Origin of the sequence: Streptomyces agglomeratus (assembly GCF_001746415.1) — a bacterium.
GTDB lineage: Bacteria > Actinomycetota > Actinomycetes > Streptomycetales > Streptomycetaceae > Streptomyces > Streptomyces agglomeratus.
Window position 1 is genome coordinate 5,351,126 of the sequence record NZ_MEHJ01000001.1, and the last position, 24,824, is coordinate 5,375,949.

The window sequence follows — 24,824 nt, forward strand, 5'->3', positions numbered from 1 at the left end:
GAGGGAGAGAGAAGCTCATGGCACGACGCGGGATTCTGGGCCGTAACCGGCGCGAGTACAAGACGCCGGAGCCGCACCCGTCCGGTGCCCGGCCGCCGAAGATCCCCAGCGAGCTCGTCCCGGAGCACGTGGCCGTCGTCATGGACGGCAACGGCCGCTGGGCGAAGGAACGCGGGCTTCCGCGCACCGAGGGCCACAAGGTCGGCGAGGGCGTCGTGCTCGACGTACTCAAGGGCTGCCTCGAAATGGGCGTCAAGAACCTCTCCCTGTATGCCTTCTCCACCGAGAACTGGAAGCGCTCCCCCGAGGAGGTGCGCTTCCTGATGAACTTCAACCGGGACGTCATCCGCCGCCGCCGCGACGAGATGGACGAGCTCGGCATCCGCATCCGCTGGACCGGCCGCATGCCGAAGATGTGGAAGTCCGTCGTCCAGGAGCTCCAGGTGGCTCAGGAGCAGACCAAGGACAACGACGCGATGACGCTGTACTTCTGCGTCAACTACGGCGGGCGGGCCGAGATCGCGGACGCGGCCCAGGCGATCGCGCGCGACGTCGCGGCGGGCCGGCTCGACCCGTCGAAGGTCAACGAGAAGACCTTCGCGAAGTACATGTACTACCCGGACATGCCGGACGTCGACCTCTTCGTGCGCCCCAGCGGCGAGCAGCGCACGTCCAACTACCTGATCTGGCAGAGCGCGTACGCCGAGATGGTCTTCCAGGACGTCCTGTGGCCCGACTTCGACCGCCGCGACCTGTGGCGGGCCTGCGTCGAGTACGCCTCCCGCGACCGGCGCTTCGGCGGCGCCGTCCCGAACGAGGAGCAGCTCGCCGCGGGCAGCATGTAGGGCGGCGCGGGGCCGCCCGGACCGCGTCGCTAGGATCCCGCCCCATGGATGATCAGGGGCGGGGCATGATCCAGGCCGCGGAGACCGTCGAGCTGACCTACCGGCCGACGCGCGGCGACATTCTGGCGGGCATCCGGGCGCGCGAGCGCGTCCGGCGGCTCGACGCGCTGCGGTGGGCGTTGGTCGCGCTGATGGCGGGCCTGGGCCTGCTGCTGACGCTGTCCCCGGACGGCGCGGGGGCGATGAACGTCCTCGTGTACGGGCCGCTCGCCCTGTTCGTGTGGTCGGTCCCGCACCTTCAGGCCGGCCACGTGCTGCGCGCGGTGCGACGGCAGGGCGAATACCGTACGACGGTCACCGGGACGGGCGTGTCGGCCGCCGCCGAGCACGCGGCCCTGACCGCGCGCTGGTCGCTCTTCCGGGGCTACCGGGAGACCCCCGGCCATTTCGTCCTGCTCGGCGGGGACCCGAACATCCTGTGCCTGGAGGTCCTGCCCAAGAGGGGACTCGGAGACCCGGAGGACGCCGACCTGCTTCGGACGATCCTCGACCGGAACCTGAAGCGGCTCTGAGGCGCCGCGAGTACGCGTGCGGGCCCGTACCGGGACATGTCGTCCGGTACGGGCCCGCACGCGTATTACCGCGTCAGACGCTTGCCGCGCACTCCACGCAGGTGCCGAAGATCTCGACGGTGTGGGCCACGTTCACGTAGCCGTGCTGCGCGGCGATGGCCTCCGCCCACTTCTCGACCGCGGGGCCCTCGACCTCGACGGCCTTGCCGCACACCCGGCACACCAGGTGGTGGTGGTGCTCACCGCTCGAACAGCGGCGGTACACCGCCTCGCCCTCGCTGGTGCGCAGTACGTCCACCTCACCGGCGTCGGCGAGGGACTGAAGGGTGCGATAGACCGTCGTCAGCCCCACCGAGTCGCCCCGGTGCTTGAGCATGTCGTGAAGCTCCTGCGCGCTGCGGAACTCGTCCACCTCGTCGAGCGCGGCCGCTACGGCGGCCCGCTGCCGGGTGGACCGGCCACGCACCGGGGATGGGGTTCCCGCAGTGGTCACAGGTGCCTCCTCTGGTCGCCCGTACGTATGCCGGGCCATTCTGCCAGGTCGATGCCGAGCGGCGGTCAGACCTTGACGCCGTTGGCGGGGCGGGAGCCGTCCGGCAGCCCACCCGCCTCCACGCTACAGGCGGCGGCCGAACCTGCCTCCGCCTCGCTCACGGCCCTGGCCCGGCGCCTGGCGAGCGGGGTGACGAGCGCGGTCAGCGCGAAGAAGACACCGATCGCCAGCAGCACGCTCGTCGCGCCCGGCGGCACTTCGTACTCGTACGAGGTCACCGTGCCGGCCAGCGTCACGGCCGTGCCGATGGCCACGGCCAGCACGAACGTGACCTTGAAGGACCGGGTGATCTGCTGCGCCGCCGCCACCGGCACCACCATCAGCGCGCTGACCAGCAGCAGTCCCACCACGCGCATCGCGACGGTGACCGTGACTGCGGCGGTGACCGCGATCAGCAGATTCAGGGCGCGCACCGGCAGCCCGGTCACCCGCGCGAACTCCTCGTCCTGGCTGACCGCGAAGAGATGGCGGCGCAGGCCGACCGTGACCAGCATCACAAAGGCGGCGAGGGCGCACATGGCGACGACATCGGCGTCCGAGACGGTCGACAGCGAGCCGAAGAGGTACGACATGAGGTTGGAGTTGGAGCCGCCCGGCGCCAGGTTGATCAGCAGGACACCGCCCGCCATGCCGCCGTAGAAGAGCATGGCCAGCGCCATGTCGCCGCGCATGCGCCCGTACCAGCGGATCAGCTCCATCGCGACGGCGCCGGCCACCGAGACGAGCGCGGCCATCCACACCGGATTGGCGTTCAGGAGGAAGCCGAGGCCGACGCCGGTCATCGCGACGTGGCCGATGCCGTCGCCCATCAGGGCCTGGCGGCGCTGTACGAGGTAGATGCCGACGGCGGGGGCGGTGATGCCGACGAGGACGGCGGCGAGCAGGGCCCGCTGCATGAAGGCTGTTTCGAGGATTTCCATGATCAGGTCAGCAGTCCCGTCCGGACGCGCTCGGAATCCGAGTGCGGGTGTACGTGGTCGTGGCCGGGCAGCGCGTGCTGGCCCAGCGCCTCCGGGGGCGGCCCGTCGTGCGTGACGCAGCCGTCGCGCAGGACGACCGCGCGGTCGATCAGGGGCTCCAGGGCGCCCAGCTCATGGAGTACCAGCAGGACGGTCGTACCGGCCACCACCTGCTCGCGCAGCGTCGCCGCGAGGATCTCCTGGCTGGCCAGGTCCACGCCCGCCATCGGTTCGTCCATGATCAGCAGCTCCGGCTCGGAGGCGAGCGCCCGCGCGATGAGGACACGCTGGTGCTGGCCGCCGGAGAGGGCGTTCACGGAGTCCTTGGCGCGGTCCGCGAGCCCTACGAGCTCGATGGCGCGGTGCACGGCGGCGCGGTCGGCCTTCGAGGGCCACCGCAGCTTCGCCCGGGACAGCCGCCCGGAGGAGACGACCTCGTAGACGGTCGCGGGTACGCCGCTGGCGGCCGTCGTGCGCTGCGGTACGTATCCGACGCGCGACCAGTCGCGGAAGCGGCGCAGCGGCGTACCGAAGAGCTCGACGGAGCCGCCGGTGAGCGGCACCTGGCCGATCACGGAACGTACGGCCGTCGACTTGCCCGAGCCGTTGGCGCCGAGCAGCGACACGACCTCACCGCGGTGCACGGTGAGGTCGATGCCGCGCAGCACCGGGCGCGAGCCGAGCGTGGCCGTGGCGCCGCGCAGGGATATGACGGGCTGCTCTGGCTTCATGGCTCGCGCCTCCGATGCTGCTGGTGCTGCTGGGGTGATCTGCTTCACTTCGCGCCGAGGGCCTTCTCCAGCGCGGCGAGGTTCGACTCCATGACCTCGGCGTAGTCAGCGCCCTTGGACCTGTCCGTGATTCCCTCCAGCGGGTCCAGGACGTCCGTCTTGAGGCCGGTGTCGCCCGCGAGGGTCTTGGCGGTCTTGTCGCTGACGAGCGTCTCGAAGAAGACCGTGGTGACCTTGTCGTCCTTGGCGGTCTTCTGGAGCGTCTTCATGCGGGAGAGGCTGGGCTCGGACTCGGGGTCGATGCCGCTGATGCTCTCCTGCTTGAGGTCGTAGCGCTCGGCGAGGTACCCGAAGGCGGCGTGGGTCGTGATGAACGTCCGGGTGTCGGTGTTCTTCAGCCCCTTCTCGAACTTCGCGTGCAGCCCGTCGAGCTTGGCGACCAGGGCGTCGGTGTTCTTCTTGTACGCGGCGGCGTTGTCGGGGTCGGCCTTCTCCAGGGCCTTGCCGACGCCCTTGGCGACCTCGGCGTACTTCACCGGGTCCAGCCAGAGGTGGGGGTCGCCGCCGGCCTCGGAGTGGTCGTGGCCGTCTTCCGCGGCGTTTTCGTCCGCGTGCTCGTCCGCGTGCTCACCGGCGTGCTCGTCGGTGTGCTCTTCGGCGCTGTGCTCTTCGAGCTGGGTGAGGCCGGCGGCGTCGACGGTGTTCTTCACACCGGACTGCGCGACCGCCTCGTCGACGGCGGGCTGGAGGCCCTTGAGGTAGAGCACGAAGTCCGCTTCGCCGAGCCCGGCGGTCTGCTTCGGGCTGAGCTCCAGGTCGTGCGGCTCCACACCCGGCTTCGTCAGGGTCGATACGGCGACGTGCTCGCCGCCTATCTCCTCGGCCAGGTACTGCATGGGGTAGAACGACGCCACCACGTCGAGCTTGCCCTCGCCGTTCTTGGCGGCGGTGCCGGAGGATGAAGAGCAGGCGCTGACAGCCATCAGGCCGAGCGCGACGGCTCCGGCGGAAGCGGCGGTGGGTATGAGGCGTCGTCGTACGTTCATGACACCCATTTTCAACTAAAGTGGAAACGATTGTCAATAATGCCGGGTGTGATCTGAGCCCCGGCCGCTGCCGCGCTCCCTTACCCGGGTACCGATTTGATCCGGGGGGTACGAGCGCCGGTAATCTGAATCATTCGCGTTCGTCGTCGTCGTAATGAAGAGAGCACCGTGGCCGCCGACAAGATCGACACCATCGTCAGCCTGAGCAAGCGCCGTGGCTTCGTCTACCCGTGCAGTGAGATCTACGGCGGCTCCCGGGCCGCCTGGGACTACGGACCGCTGGGTGTCGAGCTCAAGGAGAACATCAAGCGCCAGTGGTGGCGCTCCATGGTCATCGCGCGCGAGGACGTCGTCGGTCTCGACTCCTCGGTGATCCTGGCCCCCGAGGTGTGGGAGGCGTCCGGCCACGTCGCGACGTTCTCCGACCCGCTCACCGAATGCACCGCCTGTCACAAGCGTCACCGCGCGGACCACCTGATCGAGGCGTACGAGGCCAAGCACAACGGCCGCGCCCCCGAGAACGGCCTTGCCGACGTCAACTGCCCGAACTGCGGCACCAAGGGCCAGTTCACCGAGCCCAAGCAGTTCTCCGGCATGCTGGAGACCCACCTCGGCCCGACCCAGGACACCGGCTCGCGCGCCTTCCTGCGTCCCGAGACCGCGCAGGGCATTTTCACCAACTTCGCCCAGGTGCAGCAGACTTCCCGCAAGAAGCCGCCGTTCGGCATCGCGCAGATGGGCAAGTCCTTCCGCAACGAGATCACGCCCGGCAACTTCATCTTCCGCACGCGCGAGTTCGAGCAGATGGAGATGGAGTTCTTCGTCAAGCCGGGCGAGGACGAGCAGTGGCAGGAATACTGGATGGAGCAGCGCTGGAGCTGGTACCGCGAGCTTGGTCTCCGTGAGGAGAACATGCGCTGGTTCGAGCACCCGGCGGAGAAGCTGTCGCACTACTCGAAGCGCACCGCCGACATCGAGTACCGCTTCAACTTCGGCGGCAACGAGTTCTCGGAGCTGGAGGGTGTGGCCAACCGCACCGACTTCGACCTCAAGGCGCACTCCAAGGCTTCCGGCCAGGACCTGTCGTTCTTCGACCAGGAGGCCGGCGAGCGCTGGACTCCGTACGTCATCGAGCCGGCGGCCGGCGTGAACCGCGCCATGCTCGCCTTCATGCTCGACGCGTACATCGAGGACGAGGCCCCGAACGCCAAGGGCGTCATGGAGAAGCGCACCGTGATGCGCCTCGACCCGCGCCTGGCGCCGGTCAAGGTGGCCGTTCTGCCGCTGTCGCGCAACCCGCAGCTCTCGCCGAAGGCCAAGGGCCTGGCGACCGACCTGCGCAAGAACTGGAACATCGAGTTCGACGACGCGGGCGCCATCGGCCGCCGCTACCGCCGTCAGGACGAGATCGGTACGCCGTTCTGCGTGACCGTCGACTTCGACACCCTCGACGACAACGCGGTGACGGTGCGCGAGCGCGACACCATGAAGCAGGAGCGCGTCTCGCTGGACCAGATCCAGTCGTACCTGGGCGGCCGCCTCCTCGGCTGCTGACCCCGCTCGTACGTCCCGAAGACCCCGGTTCCGCACAGCGGAGCCGGGGTCTTCGGGCACACTGGGCCCATTCGTACCAGGGGGAGGCATGATGCCGTCGACGACCGGCAGCAAGGTCCGCAGATGGGATCAGCACGGCCGTGAGCACGTGGTCCAGGTCCAGCGGGCCGGCATGCAGCGTTCGCTGAACTGCGGGACGTGCGGCTGGCGCAAGGGGGTGCAGTTCCTGCCCTGGCTCAAGGCCGAGGAGCACCTCGCGGAGGCCCACCAGGCGACCGTGGATCCGGCGGGCTCCCGGTCCTGAGCCGTCCGCGCGGGCGCGTGCGGGCCCCCGGCCCCGTGGCCGGCCGACGAGGGCCCGTCCCGGGGTCAGGCCCGCAGGCCGTTGAGCAGGAGGTCCGACACGGCGGTGAACTCGTCACCGATCGTGGGGCTCCGCCATTCCGCGGCGTGGCACGGATCGTGGAAGCGGGCGGTGGCGTCGAAGACCGCCTGCGCGGCGACCGCCGTGTCCTCGACCGCGAACTGGCCGGCGCGTACGCCCTCTTCGATGATCTCGCGGAGCTGTCCGGTCAACTCGCGGAGGTGCTCGTCGACGACGCCGCTGTTCTCCTCGATGAGCACGCCGTACGTGGCGAACAGCTCCGGGTCGTCGCCCGCCTTCTTGCGCTTGGCGTCGAACAGCGCCGACAGCCAGCGCCGCAGCTTCACCGGGGCAGGCTGCCCCGCGGTCGCGGTGATCGTCGCCAGCTGCCCCACCGAGCGCTCCAGCCAGCGGTCGGTCACCGCCTCGCGCAGCGCCGCCTTGGTGCGGAAGTGACGGTAGACGCTGCCGTGGCTGACGCCGAGCGCGCGCGCCACGTCGACGACGGTGGCCTTGGCCGGCCCGTACCGGCGCAGCACGTCCTCGGTGGCTTCGAGGATGCGTTCGGGGGTCAGGGCTTCTGGCGGCATGGCGGCTGCGCTGCCTTTCACTGGGCGGTGATCCCGACCGTACCCGCAGATCAGTGCTCGCTGTCCAGGTGGGCCATCTGGTTCGCCGGGTAGCGCTCACCCGCGGCGACGCCGGCCGGGAAGGCGGCCTCGATCGCGGCCAGGTCATCGGCGTCGAGCGCCACGCCGAGGGCGCCGACGGCCTCGGCCAGCCGGTCCCTGCGGCGGGCCCCGACCAGCGGCACGATGTCGACGTCGTGCCGGCCGGCCCGGGAGAGCACCCAGGCGATGGCGATCTGGGCGACGGTGACGCCCTTCTGCCCGGCGATCTTGCGCAGGGTCTCGACCAGGCCGAGGTTGTGCCGGAGGTTCTCGCCCTGGAAGCGCGGGCTCATGCCGCGGAAGTCGCCGGGGGCCAGTTCGCGGTCATGGGAGAAGTGGCCGCTGATCAGACCGCGGGACAGCACGCCGTACGCCGTGACGCCGATGCCGAGCTCGCGGGCCGTGGGCAGGATCTCGTCCTCGATGCCGCGCGAGAGCAGCGAGTACTCGATCTGGAGGTCCGAGACCGGGGCCACCGCGGCGGCCCGGCGGAGCGTGCGCGCGCCCACTTCGGAGAGACCGATGTGGCGGACGTGCCCGGCCTCCACCAGCTCGGCGATGGCGCCGACGGTCTCCTCGACGGGGACGTCGGGGTCGACGCGGGCGATCCGGTAGATGTCGATGTGGTCGGTGCCGAGGCGCTGGAGCGAGTACGCCGCGAAGTTCTTGACGGCGGCGGGGCGGCCGTCGTAGCCGGTGAAGCCGCCCTCCACAGTGCGCAGGGCGCCGAACTTGACGCTGGTCAGGGCCTGTTCGCGGGCCGCGGCCGGGGCGGTGCGCAGCGCCTCGTTGATCAGCAGTTCGTTGTGGCCCATGCCGTAGAAGTCGCCGGTGTCGAGCAGCGTGATGCCGGCGTCGAGAGCGGCGTGGATGGTGGCGATCGACTCAGCACGGTCGGCGTCGCCGTACAGCGCGGACATGCCCATGCAGCCGAGGCCCAGCGCCGAGACGCGGGGACCGGACGAGCCGAGGGTGCGGGTGGGGAAGGGCCGGGTGGTCATGGGGGCTCCTGGGGTCGTGGGGTGTCTGCTCCTACGACTATGGAGTATGGACTGACAGATTCCAATATCTGTCAGTCCATTTTCGAGAGGCTGTCGAGCGGGAAATCTGGTGCCGGGCGCCCCGGCGGCCCGGTACTGTCGGGGGCATGTTCTTCCAGATCTACGAGTGAGCGCGCGGCGGATCCCACGTCCGCCCCCCACCCGACGAATCCGCAGATCACTTCTCATCACTTCGGGAGAACCCCGTGGCAAAGAGCCGCAACAACCTGCTCGGCGTAGGCGGGCAGCGCAAGAGGATGTCCCGCGCCGAACTCGCGGACAACGGCCCCACGCGCAACGCCGACCGCAAGCTCGCGTCCGACCACAAGGAGGAGCTGCTGCGCAAGATGCGGGAGCGTACCGCCGCGGAAGAGGGCGGCGAGGCGGCCGCCGACGACGGTGCCCAGGACGCGCAGAGCTGACGTACCCAGCCATGTGGACGTAGCAGGGGGCCCGGACCGCTGACAGCGGTCCGGGCCCCTTCGCGTGTGCTCAGCGCGCCGCGCCCGCCGACGGCCGGTCCGCCGGGCAGTCCTCCAGCCTGGCGGCCGTCCGGCGCGCCGACCGCAGGGCCCACGGGCCGCTGGTCAGCGCCCCCACCAGCAGTACGCACAGTCCGCAGCCGGCGATGATCCACCAGGCCGGCCGGCTCGCCGCGACGAAGGTGCCGGTGTACGGCCGCTCGTGGACCCCTGCCGCGAGCACCGCGCCGATGACGGCGACGCCCAGCGTCTGGCCGACCTGCCGGCTGGTCGAGGCGACCGCCGCGGCGACGCCCGCCTGGGCGCGCGGCATGCCGGACACGGCGGTGTTGGTGATCGGTGCGTTCACCATGCCGAAGCCGAGGCCGAACAGGACGTATCCGGTGAACAGCAGGGGCGTGGACGTCTCCGCCTCGAACGCCGCGAACAGCACCCCGCTCGCCGCCATAGCGCTCCCCGCCACCAGCAGCGACAGCCGGGGCCCCCGGCTGCCGACCAGGCGGCCCGAGAGCGGCGCGCAGACCAGGGTCAGCCCGGCCATGGGCAGCATGTACAGCCCGGCGTGCAGGGCCGAGAACCCCCGTACGTCCTGGAGGTACAGCGTGTTCACGAACAGGAAGCCGCCGAGCGCGGCGAAAGCGCACACCGCGATCACCGTCGCCCCGCTGAAGGGGGCGCTGCGGAAGAACCGGAGATCGATCAGCGGCTCGGTGCGTCTCGGTTCGTACAGGAGAAGGCCGGCGAGCGCCGTCGCGGCCGTTCCCGCGCACAGCAGGATCAGCGGCGACGTCCAGCCCGCCACGGGCGCTTCGATGATCGCGTACGTGAGCGATCCGAGCAGCGCCATGACCAGGAGCTGTCCGACCGGGTCGGGGCGGCGGGCCTTCGGGGCGCGCGACTCGGGAACGTACCGGACGGTCAGCAGCAGAGCCGCCAGGCCGACCGGCAGATTGACCCAGAAGATCGCCCGCCAGCCCACCGCGTCCACCAGCAGGCCGCCGATCAGCGGGCCTGCCGCCATGGAGATCCCCACCACACCGCCCCACATCCCGATCGCCCGCGCCCGCTCGCGCGGCTCGGTGAAGGTGTTGGTGATGATCGACATGGCGACGGGGTTGAGCATCGAGCCGCCGACGGCCTGGACCATGCGGAAGGCGACCAGCGATCCGAGGTTCGGCGCGAGGGAACAGAGCAGCGAGCCGAGGGTGAAGAGCACCAGGCCGGCCTTGAAGACCTTGCGCCGCCCGATCCGGTCGGCGGTGGAGCCGGCGAGCATCAGCAGCGAGGCGAGCACGAGCGTGTACGCGTCGATCGTCCACTGCATCCCGGCGACCGTCGCGCCCAGTTCCGCGCGCATGGAGGGCAGGGCGACGTTGAGGGCGGTGTTGTCGAGGCTCACGATCAGCAGGCTCATGCAGCAGATCGCCAGCACCAGCGACCGCCGCCGGTGGGTGAGCTCGGGCATACGCGGATAGTACGGCGCCCTAACGACTCTCGCCGTACGGGACAATGGGGCCATGACCACCGCGCTCCCCATGCTCTCCATCGGCCCGCACTCCGTGCAGCCGCCGGTGGTGCTCGCTCCCATGGCCGGCATCACCAACGCCCCCTTCCGCACCCTGTGCCGTGAGTTCTCCGGCGGCAAGGGGCTGTTCGTGAGCGAGATGATCACGACGAGGGCGCTGGTCGAGCGCAATGAGAAGACGATGCAGCTGGTCCATTTCGACGCGACGGAGACGCCGCGCTCGATCCAGCTGTACGGCGTCGACCCCGTCACGGTCGGCAAGGCGGTCCGCATGATCGTGGACGAGGACCTGGCCGATCACATCGACCTGAACTTCGGCTGCCCGGTCCCCAAGGTCACCCGCAAGGGCGGCGGCTCCGCGCTGCCGTACAAGCGGCCGCTGCTGCGGGCCATCCTGAACGAGGCCGTGTCCAACGCGGGTGACCTGCCGGTGACGATGAAGATGCGCAAAGGCATCGACGACGACCACCTCACCTACCTCGACGCGGGACGGATAGCGGTCGAGGAGGGCGTCACGGCGATCGCCCTGCATGGGCGGACCGCGGCCGAGCACTACGGCGGTACGGCCGACTGGGACGCCATCGCACGCCTCAAGGAGCACGTCCCCGAGATCCCGGTCCTGGGCAACGGCGACATCTGGTCCGCCGACGACGCGCTGCGGATGATGCGGCAGACCGGCTGTGACGGCGTGGTGGTCGGGCGCGGATGTCTGGGACGGCCGTGGCTGTTCGGGGACCTGGTGGCGGGCTTCGAGGGCACGGACGCGTACGCCGCCCCGACGCTGCGCGAGGTCGCCGCGGTGATGCGCAGGCACGCGGAACTGCTGGGGGAGTGGATCGGGGACGAGGCACGCGGGGTCATTGACTTCCGTAAGCACGTCGCCTGGTACCTGAAGGGTTTCTCGGTCGGATCAGAGATGCGCAAGAAGCTTGCGATCTCCTCATCTCTGGACGAGATGGACGCTCACTTGAGCGAGCTCAATCTGGATCAGGAGTGGCCGGAGGGGGCGGACGGGCCGCGGGGTCGTTCGTCCGGCAATGGGCGGGTTGTCCTGCCGGATGGCTGGCTGAAGGACCCGTACGACTGCTCCGCCGTGAGCGCGGAGGCGGAGCTGGACACGTCCGGAGGCTGAGATTCGGGTCTCGGTCGGGTCTCATCTGAGACGTGATCCTCGCCACGCCTGATGCGGTCATTGCTCAGATGAGCGCATCGGGCGGGGCTGCACCTCTCAAAAGGTGGCACTGGGTGCCACCTTCTTTTGTTTTGATCGATCAAACCATCCGTCACTGTGTGGTGATCATATGATCCAAGGTCATTGCGCAATGTAGTTATGCGTTAAACACTTGAACGATCTCCAAAATCGGGCTCACCTAGTTGATCACTTTCGATCTGCTGGCGGACGAGTGGTTAAGGCCGCATGACAGTCAGGTGGACGTACCCAGACACCTTCGATCTGGGTATGTTCCTCGCCGTCAGGGCAGCCACCGCGTCCTCGAGGAGTCGAGACCCGTGTCGGAAAACAAAGAACCCCAGGTAGCCAGCGCGCCCGAGGGTCAGAAGTTCGTTTATGACTTCACCGAAGGCAACAGGAACCTCAAGGACCTGCTGGGTGGCAAGGGCGCCAACCTCGCCGAGATGACCAACCTCGGGCTGCCCGTTCCTCCGGGCTTCACCATCACCACCGAGGCGTGCAAGGTCTACCTCGACAGCGGCGAGGCGCCGGAGGCGCTGCGCGCCGAGGTCAGCCAGCACCTCGACGCCCTTGAGCAGAAGATGGGCAAGAAGCTCGGCCAGGCCGACAACCCGCTGCTCGTCTCCGTCCGCTCGGGCGCCAAGTTCTCCATGCCCGGCATGATGGACACGGTCCTGAACATCGGGCTCTCCGACAAGTCGGTCACCGGCCTCGCCAAGCAGGCCGGCGGCGACGAGCGCTTCGCGTGGGACTCGTACCGCCGTCTCATCCAGATGTTCGGCAAGACGGTCCTCGGCGTCGACGGCGAACTCTTCGAAGAGGCGCTGGAGCAGGCGAAGGTCGCGAAGAAGGTCAAGGTCGACACCGACCTGGAGGCGGCCGACCTCAAGAAGCTGGTCCGCAAGTTCAAGAAGATCGTCTCCGACGAGGCCGGACGCGACTTCCCGCAGGACCCGCGCGAGCAGATGGACCTCGCCATAAACGCGGTCTTCGACTCGTGGAACACCGACCGCGCCAAGCTGTACCGCCGCCAGGAGCGCATCCCGGGCGACCTCGGCACGGCCGTCAACGTGTGCTCCATGGTCTTCGGCAACCTCGGCCCCGACTCCGGCACCGGCGTCGCGTTCACCCGCGACCCCGCCAGCGGCCACCAGGGCGTGTACGGCGACTACCTTCAGAACGCGCAGGGTGAGGACGTCGTCGCCGGTATCCGCAACACCGTGCCGCTCGCCGACCTCGAGAACATCGACAAGGCGTCGTACGACCAGCTCATGCAGATCATGGAGACGCTGGAGACCCACTACAAGGATCTCTGCGACATCGAGTTCACGATCGAGCGCGGCCAGCTGTGGATGCTCCAGACCCGCGTCGGCAAGCGCACCGCCGGTGCCGCCTTCCGCATCGCGACGCAGCTCGTCGACCAGGGCCTCATCGACGAGGCCGAGGCGCTCCAGCGCGTCAACGGCGCGCAGCTCGCGCAGCTGATGTTCCCGCGCTTCGACGAGGAGGCGAAGACCGAGAAGCTCGGCCGCGGCATCGCCGCCTCCCCGGGCGCCGCGGTCGGCAAGGCCGTCTTCGACTCGTACACGGCCGTCAAGTGGTCGCGTTCCGGCGAGAAGGTCATCCTCATCCGCCGTGAGACGAACCCGGACGACCTCGACGGCATGATCGCCGCCGAAGGCATCCTGACCTCGCGCGGCGGCAAGACCTCGCACGCCGCGGTCGTGGCGCGCGGCATGGGCAAGACCTGTGTCTGCGGCGCCGAGGAGATCGAGGTCGACACCAAGCGCCGCCGCATGACGGCCCCGGGCGGGATCGTCGTCGAGGAGGGTGACGTCGTCTCCATCGACGGCTCCACCGGCAAGGTGTACCTCGGCGAGGTGCCCGTCGTACCGTCCCCGGTCGTCGAGTACTTCGAGGGCCGGATGCACGCCGGCGCCGACGACGCCGACGAGCTGGTCGCCGCCGTGCACCGGATCATGGCGTACGCCGACCGGGTGCGCCGCCTGCGGGTGCGCGCCAACGCCGACAACGCCGAGGACGCCCTGCGCGCCCGTCGCTTCGGCGCCCAGGGCATCGGCCTGTGCCGCACCGAGCACATGTTCCTCGGTGAGCGCCGCGAGCTCGTCGAGCGGCTGATCCTGGCCGACACGGACGACGAGCGCGAGCAGGCGCTGGGCGCGCTGCTGCCGCTCCAGAAGGCCGACTTCATCGAGCTGTTCGAGTCGATGGACGGACTGCCGGTCACGGTGCGCCTGCTGGACCCGCCGCTGCACGAGTTCCTCCCCGACATCACCGAGCTGTCGGTGCGCGTCGCCCTCGCCGAGTCCCGCAAGGACGCGAACGAGAACGACCTGCGCCTCCTCCAGGCCGTGCACAAGCTGCACGAGCAGAACCCGATGCTGGGTCTGCGCGGTGTACGTCTGGGCCTCGTCATCCCGGGCCTGTTCGCGATGCAGGTCCGCGCCATCGCCGAGGCGGCCGCGCACCGCAAGAACGCCAAGGGCGACCCGCGTGCGGAGATCATGATTCCGCTCGTCGGCACCGTGCAGGAGCTGGAGATCGTCCGCGAGGAGGCCGACCAGGTCATCGCGGAGGTCGAGGCCGCCACCGGCACGAACCTGAAGCTCACCATCGGCACGATGATCGAGCTGCCGCGCGCCGCCCTGACCGCCGGCCAGATCGCCGAGGCCGCGCAGTTCTTCTCCTTCGGTACGAACGACCTCACCCAGACCGTGTGGGGCTTCTCCCGCGACGACGTCGAGGCGAGCTTCTTCACGGCGTACCTGGAGAAGGGCATCTTCGGGGTCTCCCCGTTCGAGACGATCGACCGGGACGGCGTCGGCGCGCTCGTGCGCAGCGCCGTGGAGGCCGGACGCGCCACGCGCCCCGACCTGAAGCTCGGTGTCTGCGGCGAGCACGGCGGTGACCCGGAGTCGGTGCACTTCTTCCACGAGGTGGGCCTGGACTACGTGTCCTGCTCCCCCTTCCGGATCCCGGTGGCACGCCTGGAGGCGGGCCGCGCGGCGGCGCAGTCCTCGGGCAGCGACTCGCGCTAGTTCCGGCGGAAACACACGAGCGGCGGCACCTCGCACGAGGTGCCGCCGCTCTGTTGTGCATACGATCGGGCCCTGAAATGTTCAGGAAACAACAGAAAACAACAGCAGTTGAATTACGCCATTCTCCCCTGAAAGCTGCGGCAGGATGCGGTCGCCGGATCCCCACCCGGCGACCACATCCTGATACCTCGTCGGACACTGAGCCGCTACCTTCGCCGACCGCCGCCAGACCCAGCAAAGCCCCCCACGGCCTTCGCTGTGTCTTTCCGGTGACTCCGGTGTCGTGCCCGACGGGGAACAGCATTTCGTTCGGCACAGGGGGCGCGCGATGCGTTTCAACTGTGGCCGAAAGGCCGTGGTGACGGCCTGTGATTGCGTGCATACTCCTGCTGCGGGGACGATTGCGGATGCAACAGATGGGGCTTCGGTGCTACGTGTTCATTTCTCCGGTGTTGACCTGTCGAGGATTCGGCTGTCCGACCGGCCGGACGCGTTGTGGGAAACGGTTCTCAGTTTTCACCGATTGCGCGACCGGCGCGGAGTCAAGGTGTTCGGAGAATGGCGCCGGGAATCACGGACTCGGTTGAACGGTGAAACACGGATACTGGCATCGGTCATACCCAACCGGGGTTATTTCCCCGATTTCCTGACGCCCCGTGAGGGAATACGCGGCATGGACACGGGCCTCGAAGCCGTGCGCGCCACCGCCCCCGAGCGGCTGCGCGCCGAGCTGGCCCTGCTCGCCGCCTCCCACCGCCTCGCCGGCCGTACGGCCCCGCAGAGCCCCGCGGCGTCCACCCGGCAGTGCCTCGCCCCGCTGGCGGGTGGCCGGGGCGAGCCGCTGGCCCGCCTCACCGGCGCTCTGCGGGGCTACCACCGCGCCGCCGTCGAACCGTACTGGCCGCACATCCAGGCCCGCGTCGAGGCCGACCGGGCGGCCAGGGGCCGCGCCCTGCTGGACGGCGGCGCGGACGAACTCCTCACCTCGCTCCCGCCGATGCTGCGCTGGCGCCCGCCCGTCCTGGAGGCCGACTATCCGGTCGACCGGGACCTGTATCTGCGCGGCCGCGGCCTGCTGCTCCAGCCGTCGTTCTTCTGCCGCGGCACCCCGGTCGTCTACCGCGATCCGCACCTGCCTCCGGTGCTGGTCTACCCGGTGACCCACGCGGACGCTCCGGTGCCCGCCGACGACCCCGGACCGCCCCTCGGGCGCCTGATGGGACAGACGCGCTCCACGGTCCTGGGCACGATCGGCAGCGGCTGTACGACGAGCGAACTCGCGCGCAGGGCGGGAGTGTCGCTCGCCTCGGCGAGCCAGCACGCGTGCGTCCTGCGGGAAGCCGGACTCGTCGTCACGCTGCGGCACGGCAACGCGGTGCTCCACACCCTGACACCACTGGGCGCCGCCCTGCTGCGGGGCGGCGCCACGGCGCAGGCGCTCGGGCCCCGGTCGGACGTGACGGGTGCGGGGGCCGTCAGGCCCGGAAGGGGCCCGTCACCTCATAGGTGATACCGCCGGATGAGCTGCCGCTCGTACCGCGCTGGCTGGAGAAGTACAGGCGCCTTCCGTCCGGCGAGAAGGCCGGGCCGCAGATCTCCGAGCCCGACTGTCCGTCGATCCGCAGGAAGGGCGCCACCACGTCGTCCGGCGTGATCACACAGATCTCCATGGTGCCGCCGTCCTCCGCGACGAACAGGTCGCCGGAGGCCGTGCCCGTGACGTTGTCGACACCCGTCAGCGGTGCGGTGCCGCTCACGAGGGAGTCGTCGTAGGCCAGCTCGATGGTCTGGGCGGCCGCGTTGTACTGCCAGACGCGGTTGTCGCCCTTGGTGGTGAAATAGCAGACGTCGTCGGCGTAGTAGCAGCCCTCGCCACCGTTGAAGCGCTTGGCGCCCGAGACCTGGTTGCGGGTGGCCGTGGCGCCGCTGGGGTCGGGGACGGTGGCCCAGGTGACGGGTCCGGACGTACCGGAACCCATCTTCAGCACCTCCAGCCTGCCCGACGAGAGGTCGCCCCAGGTGGTGGGGGTGAAGCGGTAGAAGCAGCCGTCGGTGACGTCCTCGGTGAGGTAGATCGTCCGGCGCACGGGGTCGGCCGCGGCGGCCTCGTGCTTGAAGCGGCCCATGGCGTCGCGGCGTACGGCGGCCTTCACGCCCCACGGGTCGGTCTCGTAGACGTAGCCCCGGTCGACCTCCTCGCAGGACAGCCAGGTGTTCCACGGGGTCTTGCCGCCCGCGCAGTTCTGGCGGGTGGAGGACAGGATGCGGTACGCGCTGGTGATCGCGCCGGTCGAGGAGAAGCGGACCGCGCCCGCGCCGCCGGAGGGGCTGATCTCCGAGTTGGAGACGTAGATCCAGCCGGTGCCGTCGGCGTAACACGCGCCGCCGTCCGGAGCGTTGTGCCAGGTGTACGCGGTGGAGCCGACCTTCTGGCCGGAGCGGGCTATGACGCGGCTGCTGAAGCCGGACGGCAGGCGTATGCCGTTGGCGTCGGCGGAGCCCAGGCCGCCGTAGGGGCCGGCGCCGGGCTGCGCGGGGTCGGCGTACGCCGCGCCGCGCCAGAGGGAGCCGCCGAAGGCGGCGACGGAGGTGCCGATGACAGCGCCGCGCAGGAAGCTACGACGTTCCATGTGTCACTCCAGGGTGGGGGACTGTGACCTCGGAACGTAAGCGTCTCGAATTGACAGTGCATCAACAACCGGTGAGCGGGAAGTGATCAGCCGCCGACCGGGCCCGGGGGACTGCCGGGGCTGCCGGAGTTGCCGGGGGCGGCGTTGGTGCCGGGGCTGCTGGGGCCGCCGGGGTTGTGCAAATCCTCTGATTCGTTCAGGTCCTCCGGTTCGTTGAGGTCCTCTTGTTCTTGCAGGTCTTCCGGCTCGCTCAGGTCTTCCGGCTCTTGCCGGTCCTCGGGCTCTTCCAGCTCTTCCAGCTCTTCCAGCTCTTCCCGGTCGGTCAGGAGGGCCGGGCTGTTCCGCTCGTCCGGCTCCTCCTCGTAGTCGAGGCGGCCGAGGTCGTCGAGGACGTCCTGCGCCACGGTGAACGCCGAGTTCGCCGCGGGCACTCCGCAGTACACCGCCGTCTGGAGCAGGACCGCGCCGATCTCCTCCCTGCTCAGGCCGTTGGCCAGCGCCGCCCGCACGTGCAGCGCGAGCTCGGCCTCGTGGCCGTGGGCGACGAGCGCGGTGAGGGTGACGCAGCTGCGGGTGCGCCGGTCCAGCGTCTCGTCCGCCCAGATCTCGCCCCAGGCGTACCGGGTGATGAAGTCCTGGAAACGCGCCGTGAACGGCGTCGTACGGCCGACCGCGCGGTCCACGTGGGCCCGGCCCAGGACCGCTCTGCGCACCCGCGTGCCCGCCGCGTGGCGCGACGCGTCGGTGTGGGCGGGCGGCGGGGCGAAGTGGGCGAGCAGGGCGGCGGCCACCGTCTCCGGCTGCTCCACGCCCGCCAGGTGGGCCGCGCCCGCGATTTCGAGAAGGCTCGAACCCGGGATCGCGTCGGCGATCTCGCGGGCGTGCGCGGGCGGTGTCGCCGGATCGTCCCGGCCGGCGACGACCAGGGTCGGTGCGGTGATCATCGGCAGCGCGCCGCGCAGGTCGTACGCCGCGATGGCGTCGCAGCAGGCGGCGTAGGCGACCGGGTCGGTGGCGCGCAGGTCCTCGATGAGCGCGTGGCCGAGCGGCGTGGAGGCGAACGCGGGGGCGAACCAGGTGCCCGGGCGGCTAGCCACCACCGCCCCGGTGCCTTCGGCCCGTACGAGCGCGGCGCGGTCGCGCCAGGTGGTGGGCTCGCCGAAGCGGGCGGACGAGCAGACGACCGCGAGGGCCGTGACGCGCTCGGGGAAGTGCGTCGCCAGGTGCAGGCCGACCGCGCCGCCGATCGAGATACCGGCGTACGCGAACGCGTGCCAGCCCTGCGCGTCGGCGGCCCGCAGGACCAGCGCCGCCAGGTCGGCGACGGTCGCCGTGCCGTCCAGCGGCATCAGCGCCGCGGGGCTGCCGGCGTGGCCCGGCAGGTCCCAGCGCAGGACGCGGTGGACGCGGGCCAGGGCGGCGAGCTGGGGTTCCCAGACTTTGTGGGACGTGCCCAGGGAGGGGCCGAGGATCAGGGGGGTGCCGGACTCGGGGCCGTCGAGGCGGAGGCGGGGGACGGGGGCGGGGAGGCTCTGGGGGTCAGTCACGAGGGGTCTCCGGCTTTCGGTCCAGGGCGCGGTCCACCAGCGCGGCCGCGGAACCGGTGTAGCGGGTGGGGTCGGTGAGTTCGGCCAGCCGGTCCGGCGGGAGCGCGTCCGCGAGTGCTTCCGCCGACCGGTCCAGGGAGAGCGCGTCCACGAGTGCCCCGGCCAGCGGGATGCCTTCGGTGGCCGTGCGCCGGGATGCGGCGGCGAGGAGGTCCTTGGCGCGGGTCCGGCCGAGGGCGGGGGCCAGGGCCGCCGCGAGGCGTTCGCTGACGATCAGGCCCTGGGTGAGGCCGAGGTTCTGGCGCATGCGCTCCGGGTGGACGTGGAGAGTTTCCGTCAGCTCGGCCGCGTAGGCCGCCGCGCCGCCGGCCAGCCGCAGCAGCTCCCGCAGGGGCTGCCACTCGGCGTGCCAGGCGCCGGCGGGGCGTTCGTCCCCCGCGCCGGCGAGGGAGGCGAGGAGTACGGAGGCCAGGGCGGGCGCCTGGTGGGCGGCGGAGGTGATCAGGGTGGCGTGGACGGGGTTGGCCTTGTGCGGCATGGCGGACGAGCCGCCGCCGGTGCCTTCGGAGAGCTCGGCGATTTCGGTGCGCGAGAGGGTGAGGACGTCGGTGGCCAGTTTGCCGAGGGCGGCGCAGGTGAAGGCGAGCGCGGTGGCGAGGTCGGCGACGGGGGCGCGGAGGGTGTGCCAGGGGAGGCCGGGCGCCGCGAGGTTGAGCTCGGCGGCGTACGCGGTGACGAGGGTGAGGGCGGGGTCGGGCTCTGGGGCGGGGGTGGGGGAGGGGGAGGAGAGCGGGGCGTTGGGGTCGGTGCCGCGCCGGGGCGTCTCCTCGGGCGTCGAACGTTCGGGTACTGCGTTTTCACCGGGGTGGTCGCGTTCGACACCCTGCGGGGAGCGCCCCAGCACGTCCCCTCCCGGCACCGTGAAGGCGTCATCGGGGCCTGTCCGCGCGAAGGCGGCAAGCGTGCCCGCCGCTCCGCCGAGCTGTGCGGGGAGGGAGAGGGCCCGCAGGCGGGCGTGGGCGTCGAGGGTGAGGCTGCGCCAGCCCGCTGCCTTCAGGCCGAACGTCGTGGGGACCGCGTGCTGGGTCAGGGTGCGGCCCGGCATGGGGGTGTCCCGGTGTTCCGCCGCGAGGGTGGCGAGGGCCTCCGCCGTACGGTTCAGATCCGCCGTGATCAGGGGCACCGTACGGGTGGCCACCAGCATCATCGCCGTGTCGACGATGTCCTGGCTCGTGGCGCCCCGGTGCACGTACGGCGCGACTTGTGGGCCCACCGCTTCCGCGAGGGCGGCCACCAGCGGGATCACCGGGTTGCCGCCGGACCTGGCCCGCAATGCCAGGTCCCGTACGTCGAAGCGGTCGGCCTCCGCGGCCGCCGTGACCGCCTTTCCCGCCCAGGCGGGCCCCTGGACGCGCGTCAGGGCCGCCTCGGCGTCCAGCATCGCCTGGAGCAGGGCCATGTCGCCGGTCGCGGCCTCGGCCGCCGTTCCCGCGCGTACGGGGGAGAGCAGCCCGTGGTCGGCCGGGTCGAGCGGGTCCGGCCGGGTGGTTCGGTCGGGTCGGGCCGGTCGGTCGGGTCGGGCCGGTCGGTCGGGTCCGGCCGGTCGGTCAGGCGAAGTCAAGGAAGACCGTCTCTTCCTCGCCCTGGAGGCGGATGTCGAAGCGGTGCGTGCGGTGCGGTTCGGGCCGGGCGATCAGTGTCGCCCGGCGCCCGGGACTCAGCGAGGCGAGCAGGGCGTCCGGCCCCTCCGCGAGGTACGCACGCGTGAAGAGGTGGTGGGTCAGGCCCCGCGCGAACACGCACACGCTGATGTACGGGACGGGTGACGGGGCGCCCGGCGGCAGGGTGCGCACCGTGTAGTGGCCGTCCGCGTCCGTCGGGACCCGGCCGAACCCGGTGAAGCGCACACCGTCACGGCCGAGGAACCCGCCGGTCACGGGATCGCGGCGCATCGACCCGGGCGCACCGTCCAGGGAACCGTCCGGTCCCGCCTGCCAGAACTCGACGATCGCGTCCGGGACCGGTTCCCCGGCGCCGTCGTATACGTACCCGTGCAGTGTGATCGCGTCGGACCGTTCCCGGGGGGGGATGTCGCCGCCTCCCGGGAACGGCAGGGCGTACCCGTAGAAGGGCCCCACGGTGTGGGAGGGGGTGGGCGGCAGATGCGTCATCGGCGGCCTTCCTCGATCCAGGTCGCGGACGGGCCGTCGAGGACGATGTCCCAGCGGTAGCCCAGCGAGTGCTCGGGGCGGGAGAGGGAGTGGTCGTACGCGGCGACGAGCCGGGCGCGCGCCGCGTCGTCCGTCACCGACTGGAGGATCGGGTCGTACACGAAGAGCGGGTCGCCGGGAAAGTACATCTGCGTGACCAGGCGCTGTGTGAAGGCAGGGCCGAAGAGCGAGAAGTGGATGTGGGCGGGGCGCCACGCGTTCTCGTGGTTGCGCCACGGGTACGCGCCCGGCTTGACGGTGGTGAAGCTGTACGAGCCGTCGTCGCCCGTCAGCACCCTCCCCACACCGGTGAAGTTGGGGTCCAGGGGCGCCGGGTGCTGGTCGCGCTGGTGGGCGTACCGGCCGGAGGCGTTTGCCTGCCACAGCTCGACGAGCTGGCCGCGCACGGGACGGCCGGCACGGTCGAGCAGCCGCCCGGAGACGGTGATGCGCTCGCCGAGCGGCTCGCCCGCGTGCTGCCGGGTCAGGTCGTGGTCGAGCTCCGTGACGTCGGTGTGGCCGAAGACGGGCCCGGACAGCTCGACGGCCTCGGGGTCCCCGCCGACGGCCACCAGAGGCTGCTTCGGATGCCGCAGGAGGCTGCTGCGGTACGGCGGGGAGTCGCGCGGCGGGTGGTGCGCGGGCGGGGCGCCGGCGGCGCGGGCCTTCTCGTAGCCCGCGCGGATCGCGGCGAGCTCCCCGTCGATGTCGGACTGGGTGAGGGTCATCGGCCGGCGCCCTTTCCCGCGGATACAGTCCCCGCAGACGTTCCCGCAGCCTTGAGGGCGCGCAGGGCGGTCAGTTCGGCGGCGGTCGGCGGCTCGGTGACCGCGACCGGGCCGGCGGTCCTCAGCTCCCATCCGGTGGCCGCCCGTACCTGCTTGACGCTCACGCCGGGGTGCAGTTCGGTGAGGACGAGTTCGGCGGTGGCCGGGTCGGGCCGCAGGATGCCGAGGTCGGTGATGACGGCGACCGGTCCCGCGCCCGGCATGCCGAGCCGCTCGCGGTCACCGGGGCCGGAACCGTGGCCCAGCGTGGTGACGAAGTCCAGCTTCCGTACGAAGTTGCGGGGGGAGTGGCGCAGCACCATGAGGACCCTGCCGCAGTTCGACGCGATCTCGGGCGCGCCGCCCGCACCCGGAAGGCGGCCTTCCGGCCTGCCGGGGCCCCGGTCGACGACCGTCGTGTTGATGTTGGCGAAACGGTCCACCTGGGCGGCGCCGAGGAACCCGACGTCGATCCGGCCGCCCTGGAGCCAGTAGTTGAACATCTCCGGTACGGGCACCACGGCGTCGGCCGTCTCGGCCAGTTCGCCGTCACCGATGGAGAGCGGCAACCGGGTCGGCTTGGAGCCGATCGTCCCGGACTCGTAGATCAGAACGAGGTCCGGATTACCGGTATTGCGGGCGAGATTGGCGGCGGTGGACGGTAGTCCGATGCCGACGAAGCACGTACGCGCACCCGCCAGCGCGCGGGCCGCGTTGACCTCCATCAGCTCGTCGCGCGTGAAGTCCTCTGTGGTCATCGGGCGTCAGCCCCTTCGGTGCGTGCTGTCCGGTCACGTACGTTTTCGTCGATCCAGTGCATGAAGGTGTCCCGGTCCCGGGCGATCGGGTCCCACGCCTGATAGAAGGCGTTGTCGCGCACCGTGTAGCCGGTGGCGTACGACGGGTGCGCGCCGCCCGGCACGACGGCGACCGCGTCGATCACCCAGGTCGGCAGGACGACTCCGCCGGGGCGGGGCGCCAGCTCGTCGACGATCTCCTCGACCGTGACCAGCACCCGGCCGGCGGCCAGCGCGGCCTCCTTCTGGACGCCCGTCAGGCCCCAGAGCTGGACGTTGCCCTCGCGGTCGGCCTGCTGGGCGTGGATGACGGTGACGTCGGGGTTCAGCGCGGCGACGGCGGCCAGCTCCTCACCAGTGAACGGGCAGGTGACGGAGGAGACCGTGTCCGTACGGGTCGCGAGGTCCGAGCCGCGGTAGCCGCGCAGTACGGCGAACGGCAGGCGCGACGCACCCGCGCGTAACGGTTGGCCATGCCGGCGTGGCTGTGTTCGTCCAGCTCCAGGGGACGCGGCCAGCCGTTCTCGACGGCGTCGCGGAAGCGGTGGAGGGAACCGACACCGGGGTTGCCGCCCCAGGAGAAGATCAGCTTCCGCACCAGACCGGCGCCGATCAACTGGTCGTAGATGACGTCCGGGGTCATCCTGGCGAGGGTCAGGTCAGTGATGCCTTGGCGGATGATCTCGTGGGCGGCGGCGTACGGGATCAGGTGGGTGAAGCCCTCCATGGCGAGGGTGTCCCCCTCGTGGACGAGGTCCGCCACGGCGTCGTGCAGGCTGCGTGTCTCGGCCATCGTGACTCACTCCGCGATGTACTCAGTGTACTGACTACTTTCTCGACGAGGCCGTACAATTCCACCGAGTACCGCTCGCGTCAATGGCTCAGTACACGGAGCATTACGCCAGAACGCAGGAGGCCCGCATGGCTGCGGTCGATCTGAGCACCCACCCCGGGCACCTCGCCCGCCGGCTGCAACAGGCGCACACCCTGCTGTGGACGACGATGGTGTCGGAAGAGACCACGTCGCCTCAGTTCGCCGTGCTCAACACGCTCGCCGAGAAGCCGGACATCGACCAGCGCACCTTGAGCGAGCATGTGCACCTCGACCGCTCGACGATCGCGGACCTGGTGGCGCGCCTCGGCAGGCGCGGTCTGCTGGAGCGCGTGCGCGACCCGCACGACGGGCGGCGCAACGTACTCAAGCTGACGGACGAGGGCGCCGCGGTGCATCGCAAACTGGTCACCCGTACGACGCGGATGAACCGGGTGTTCCTCGCGCCCCTCGACGAGGGGGAGCGGGAGACGCTGCTGCGCCTGATCGGCCGGGTCGCGGACGCGGCGGAGGAGCTCAGGGAGTGAGCTTTCCGGACGCTCCCGGGAACGGTCCCGTGCCGTTCCGGGGAACGGTCCGGTGCCGTTCCGGGGAACGGTCCGGTGCTGTTCCGGGGAACGGTCCGGTGCTGTTCCGGGGAACGGTCCGGTGCTGTTCCGGGGAACGGTCCGGTGCTGTTCCGGGGAACGGTCTCGTGCCGCTCTCGGGAACGGTCCCGCTGCTGTTCCCGAGAACGGTCCTGTGGCGTTCCGCGGAACGCTTTCCCTCCGTTCCCGGAAACGCTCATTTCTCCAGGAGCGTCTTGAGCGCGGCGAGACGCTCCTTCCAGAACGCCTTGTACGCCGCCACCGCCTCCGCGTCGGCGAGCTTGGTGTGCTCGAGGGACACCTGTGTCTTCGCCCCGCCCTTGGGCGTGAAGCGGACCGAGAGCCGGCCGCCCGCGTAGTCGGCGGACAGGGTCTTGCCCTCGCGGTGGGTACGCAGTGAGAACTCGCTCCCGGGAAGCCACCGGCGGCGTACGTCCGCATCCGTGAAGGCGGCCTCGCAGCGCGCTACGGGGGCTTCCACCGTCCTGTTGCCGCTCGCCTGCCAGTCGCCCTGGGAGGACTGGCCGACCTCGCGCAGGCCGCGTTCCTGTTCGTACCCGACGGTGATCGACTGGGCGTACCAGCCGTCCACCCCGAGGTCGTCGGTCAGGTGGCGGGCGATCTCCGTGTGGCCGCGCTCGATGGCGCCCCACGCGTCGAGGAGGACGAACCAGCCGTCCCAGTCCCGGCCGGTGGACGCTTTCAGCACATCGGCCGACAGCTTCTCGGTGATCTTCTTGCCGGCGGAACTGGTCATGGCGTCGACGCTAGGACGGGCGTGGCGCCCGCGCAATGCGGAATCTTTCTGCGAGTTTCTGTTCGAGCGATGAGTTTCGTGCGACCCCCGGGTCTACCCCTGCG

General features: G+C 70.6%; 23 protein-coding genes and 1 pseudogene. 9 read left to right on the forward strand and 15 right to left on the reverse strand.

The genetic code is table 11. From position 1 onward, the window contains the following. The first annotated feature begins 17 nt into the window (after positions 1 to 17). Together AS594_RS23240 and AS594_RS23245 are read left to right on the forward strand one after the other, a co-directional pair. On the forward strand, positions 18 to 845 hold the full coding sequence (locus tag AS594_RS23240) for an isoprenyl transferase (protein WP_069928835.1): 828 nt from the start codon (positions 18 to 20) through the stop codon (positions 843 to 845). A gap of 44 nt (positions 846 to 889) precedes the next feature. Beyond that, a complete protein-coding gene (locus tag AS594_RS23245) occupies positions 890 to 1,417 on the forward strand; it encodes a YcxB family protein (RefSeq protein ID WP_240509082.1) in 528 nt (175 codons plus the stop codon). Between the two features lie 73 nt (positions 1,418 to 1,490). Here the strand turns inward: AS594_RS23245 and AS594_RS23250 are convergent, their stop codons facing one another. From AS594_RS23250 to AS594_RS23265, 4 genes are all read right to left on the reverse strand, one after another. Beyond that, positions 1,491 to 1,910 carry a Fur family transcriptional regulator gene (locus tag AS594_RS23250; RefSeq protein WP_028813525.1) on the reverse strand — a complete coding sequence of 140 codons (420 nt, stop codon included), beginning with the start codon at positions 1,908 to 1,910 and terminating at the stop codon, positions 1,491 to 1,493. A 65-nt stretch (positions 1,911 to 1,975) separates the two neighbouring features. Continuing rightward, positions 1,976 to 2,890 carry a metal ABC transporter permease gene (locus AS594_RS23255; RefSeq protein WP_069928837.1) on the reverse strand — a complete coding sequence of 305 codons (915 nt, stop codon included), beginning with the start codon at positions 2,888 to 2,890 and terminating at the stop codon, positions 1,976 to 1,978. A 2-nt stretch (positions 2,891 to 2,892) separates the two neighbouring features. Then, positions 2,893 to 3,660, reverse strand: a complete 768-nt coding sequence (locus tag AS594_RS23260; protein ID WP_069928838.1) for a metal ABC transporter ATP-binding protein — start codon at positions 3,658 to 3,660, stop codon at positions 2,893 to 2,895. Positions 3,661 to 3,704: 44 nt separating this feature from the next. Then, a complete protein-coding gene (locus AS594_RS23265; RefSeq protein ID WP_069928839.1) occupies positions 3,705 to 4,706 on the reverse strand; it encodes a metal ABC transporter substrate-binding protein in 1,002 nt (333 codons plus the stop codon). A gap of 168 nt (positions 4,707 to 4,874) precedes the next feature. Here AS594_RS23265 and AS594_RS23270 point away from each other — a divergent pair, with 168 nt between their 5' ends. Together AS594_RS23270 and AS594_RS23275 are read left to right on the forward strand one after the other, a co-directional pair. After that, on the forward strand, positions 4,875 to 6,260 hold the full coding sequence (locus AS594_RS23270; RefSeq protein ID WP_069928840.1) for a glycine--tRNA ligase: 1,386 nt from the start codon (positions 4,875 to 4,877) through the stop codon (positions 6,258 to 6,260). A gap of 91 nt (positions 6,261 to 6,351) precedes the next feature. Next, positions 6,352 to 6,564, forward strand: a complete 213-nt coding sequence (locus tag AS594_RS23275; protein ID WP_069930718.1) for a hypothetical protein — start codon at positions 6,352 to 6,354, stop codon at positions 6,562 to 6,564. 65 nt (positions 6,565 to 6,629) lie between these two features. Here AS594_RS23275 and AS594_RS23280 read toward each other — a convergent pair whose 3' ends face one another. Further along, positions 6,630 to 7,214, reverse strand: coding sequence for a TetR/AcrR family transcriptional regulator (locus tag AS594_RS23280; protein WP_069928841.1), 585 nt, complete (start codon positions 7,212 to 7,214; stop codon positions 6,630 to 6,632). A 50-nt stretch (positions 7,215 to 7,264) separates the two neighbouring features. Continuing rightward, positions 7,265 to 8,296: an aldo/keto reductase gene (locus AS594_RS23285; protein WP_069928842.1), complete on the reverse strand. Its 1,032-nt coding sequence runs from the start codon at positions 8,294 to 8,296 to the stop codon at positions 7,265 to 7,267. Positions 8,297 to 8,541: 245 nt separating this feature from the next. Between AS594_RS23285 and AS594_RS23290 the strand changes: the two genes are divergently transcribed. Further along, positions 8,542 to 8,757, forward strand: a complete 216-nt coding sequence (locus tag AS594_RS23290) for a DUF6243 family protein (protein WP_069928843.1) — start codon at positions 8,542 to 8,544, stop codon at positions 8,755 to 8,757. Positions 8,758 to 8,827: 70 nt separating this feature from the next. Here the strand turns inward: AS594_RS23290 and AS594_RS23295 are convergent, their stop codons facing one another. After that, a complete protein-coding gene (locus tag AS594_RS23295) occupies positions 8,828 to 10,282 on the reverse strand; it encodes an MFS transporter (RefSeq protein ID WP_069935336.1) in 1,455 nt (484 codons plus the stop codon). A gap of 52 nt (positions 10,283 to 10,334) precedes the next feature. On the opposite strand from AS594_RS23295, the gene dusB reads away from it, so the two are divergent. The 3 genes from dusB to AS594_RS23310 all read left to right on the forward strand — a co-directional run bounded on the left by dusB (position 10,335) and on the right by AS594_RS23310 (position 16,103). After that, positions 10,335 to 11,474: a tRNA dihydrouridine synthase DusB gene (dusB, locus tag AS594_RS23300; protein ID WP_069928845.1), complete on the forward strand. Its 1,140-nt coding sequence runs from the start codon at positions 10,335 to 10,337 to the stop codon at positions 11,472 to 11,474. 377 nt (positions 11,475 to 11,851) lie between these two features. Then, complete coding sequence (gene ppdK, locus AS594_RS23305; protein ID WP_069928846.1) at positions 11,852 to 14,593, forward strand: pyruvate, phosphate dikinase; 2,742 nt, start codon at positions 11,852 to 11,854, stop codon at positions 14,591 to 14,593. A gap of 427 nt (positions 14,594 to 15,020) precedes the next feature. After that, positions 15,021 to 16,103, forward strand: coding sequence for an ArsR/SmtB family transcription factor (locus tag AS594_RS23310; protein ID WP_079148739.1), 1,083 nt, complete (start codon positions 15,021 to 15,023; stop codon positions 16,101 to 16,103). On the opposite strand, the gene AS594_RS23315 is transcribed toward AS594_RS23310, so the two are convergent. The 7 genes and pseudogenes from AS594_RS23315 to AS594_RS23345 form a co-directional block, all read right to left on the reverse strand. Further along, entirely contained in the window at positions 16,069 to 17,223 is a 1,155-nt protein-coding gene (locus AS594_RS23315) for an alkaline phosphatase PhoX (protein WP_069935337.1), read from the reverse strand. The genes AS594_RS23310 and AS594_RS23315 overlap by 35 nt on opposite strands. Positions 17,224 to 17,309: 86 nt before the next feature. Further along, entirely contained in the window at positions 17,310 to 18,770 is a 1,461-nt protein-coding gene (gene pcaDC, locus AS594_RS23320; RefSeq protein ID WP_079148740.1) for a bifunctional 3-oxoadipate enol-lactonase/4-carboxymuconolactone decarboxylase PcaDC, read from the reverse strand. Further along, positions 18,763 to 20,280, reverse strand: coding sequence for a lyase family protein (locus AS594_RS23325; RefSeq protein WP_069935975.1), 1,518 nt, complete (start codon positions 20,278 to 20,280; stop codon positions 18,763 to 18,765). The genes pcaDC and AS594_RS23325 overlap by 8 nt, the downstream gene beginning before the upstream one ends. A gap of 97 nt (positions 20,281 to 20,377) precedes the next feature. Continuing rightward, positions 20,378 to 20,941 (reverse strand): protocatechuate 3,4-dioxygenase subunit alpha, encoded by a 564-nt coding sequence (gene pcaG, locus AS594_RS23330; protein WP_069935338.1) that lies wholly within the window; start codon positions 20,939 to 20,941, stop codon positions 20,378 to 20,380. After that, positions 20,938 to 21,708 (reverse strand): protocatechuate 3,4-dioxygenase subunit beta, encoded by a 771-nt coding sequence (pcaH, locus tag AS594_RS23335; protein WP_069928849.1) that lies wholly within the window; start codon positions 21,706 to 21,708, stop codon positions 20,938 to 20,940. Before pcaH ends, pcaG begins: the two co-directional genes overlap by 4 nt. Continuing rightward, positions 21,705 to 22,505, reverse strand: a complete 801-nt coding sequence (locus AS594_RS23340; protein WP_069935339.1) for a CoA-transferase subunit beta — start codon at positions 22,503 to 22,505, stop codon at positions 21,705 to 21,707. The genes pcaH and AS594_RS23340 overlap by 4 nt, the downstream gene beginning before the upstream one ends. Next, a pseudogene (locus AS594_RS23345) lies at positions 22,502 to 23,337 on the reverse strand (CoA transferase subunit A). Before AS594_RS23345 ends, AS594_RS23340 begins: the two are co-directional and overlap by 4 nt. 128 nt (positions 23,338 to 23,465) lie before the next feature. Between AS594_RS23345 and AS594_RS23350 the strand changes: the two are divergent. Continuing rightward, a complete protein-coding gene (locus tag AS594_RS23350; protein WP_069932269.1) occupies positions 23,466 to 23,903 on the forward strand; it encodes a MarR family winged helix-turn-helix transcriptional regulator in 438 nt (145 codons plus the stop codon). A gap of 256 nt (positions 23,904 to 24,159) precedes the next feature. Here the strand turns inward: AS594_RS23350 and AS594_RS23355 are convergent, their stop codons facing one another. Next, a complete protein-coding gene (locus tag AS594_RS23355) occupies positions 24,160 to 24,720 on the reverse strand; it encodes an SRPBCC family protein (protein WP_079144444.1) in 561 nt (186 codons plus the stop codon). Between the last annotated feature and the right edge of the window lie 104 nt (positions 24,721 to 24,824).

Excerpts from the sequence above, each read along its gene's own strand:
- pcaG (WP_069935338.1), bottom strand. The coding sequence starts at position 20,941 with ATGACGCATCTGCCGCCCACCCCCTCCCACACCGTGGGGCCCTTCTAC.
- AS594_RS23275 (WP_069930718.1), top strand. The coding sequence starts at position 6,352 with ATGCCGTCGACGACCGGCAGCAAGGTCCGCAGATGGGATCAGCACGGC.
- dusB (WP_069928845.1), top strand. The coding sequence starts at position 10,335 with ATGACCACCGCGCTCCCCATGCTCTCCATCGGCCCGCACTCCGTGCAG.
- AS594_RS23240 (WP_069928835.1), top strand. The coding sequence starts at position 18 with ATGGCACGACGCGGGATTCTGGGCCGTAACCGGCGCGAGTACAAGACG.
- AS594_RS23260 (WP_069928838.1), bottom strand. The coding sequence starts at position 3,660 with ATGAAGCCAGAGCAGCCCGTCATATCCCTGCGCGGCGCCACGGCCACG.
- pcaH (WP_069928849.1), bottom strand. The coding sequence starts at position 21,708 with ATGACCCTCACCCAGTCCGACATCGACGGGGAGCTCGCCGCGATCCGC.
- AS594_RS23340 (WP_069935339.1), bottom strand. The coding sequence starts at position 22,505 with ATGACCACAGAGGACTTCACGCGCGACGAGCTGATGGAGGTCAACGCG.
- AS594_RS23255 (WP_069928837.1), bottom strand. The coding sequence starts at position 2,890 with ATGGAAATCCTCGAAACAGCCTTCATGCAGCGGGCCCTGCTCGCCGCC.
- AS594_RS23280 (WP_069928841.1), bottom strand. The coding sequence starts at position 7,214 with ATGCCGCCAGAAGCCCTGACCCCCGAACGCATCCTCGAAGCCACCGAG.
- AS594_RS23355 (WP_079144444.1), bottom strand. The coding sequence starts at position 24,720 with ATGACCAGTTCCGCCGGCAAGAAGATCACCGAGAAGCTGTCGGCCGAT.
- AS594_RS23245 (WP_240509082.1), top strand. The coding sequence starts at position 890 with ATGGATGATCAGGGGCGGGGCATGATCCAGGCCGCGGAGACCGTCGAG.
- AS594_RS23315 (WP_069935337.1), bottom strand. The coding sequence starts at position 17,223 with ATGGAACGTCGTAGCTTCCTGCGCGGCGCTGTCATCGGCACCTCCGTC.
- AS594_RS23265 (WP_069928839.1), bottom strand. The coding sequence starts at position 4,706 with ATGAACGTACGACGACGCCTCATACCCACCGCCGCTTCCGCCGGAGCC.
- AS594_RS23285 (WP_069928842.1), bottom strand. The coding sequence starts at position 8,296 with ATGACCACCCGGCCCTTCCCCACCCGCACCCTCGGCTCGTCCGGTCCC.
- AS594_RS23295 (WP_069935336.1), bottom strand. The coding sequence starts at position 10,282 with ATGCCCGAGCTCACCCACCGGCGGCGGTCGCTGGTGCTGGCGATCTGC.
- AS594_RS23350 (WP_069932269.1), top strand. The coding sequence starts at position 23,466 with ATGGCTGCGGTCGATCTGAGCACCCACCCCGGGCACCTCGCCCGCCGG.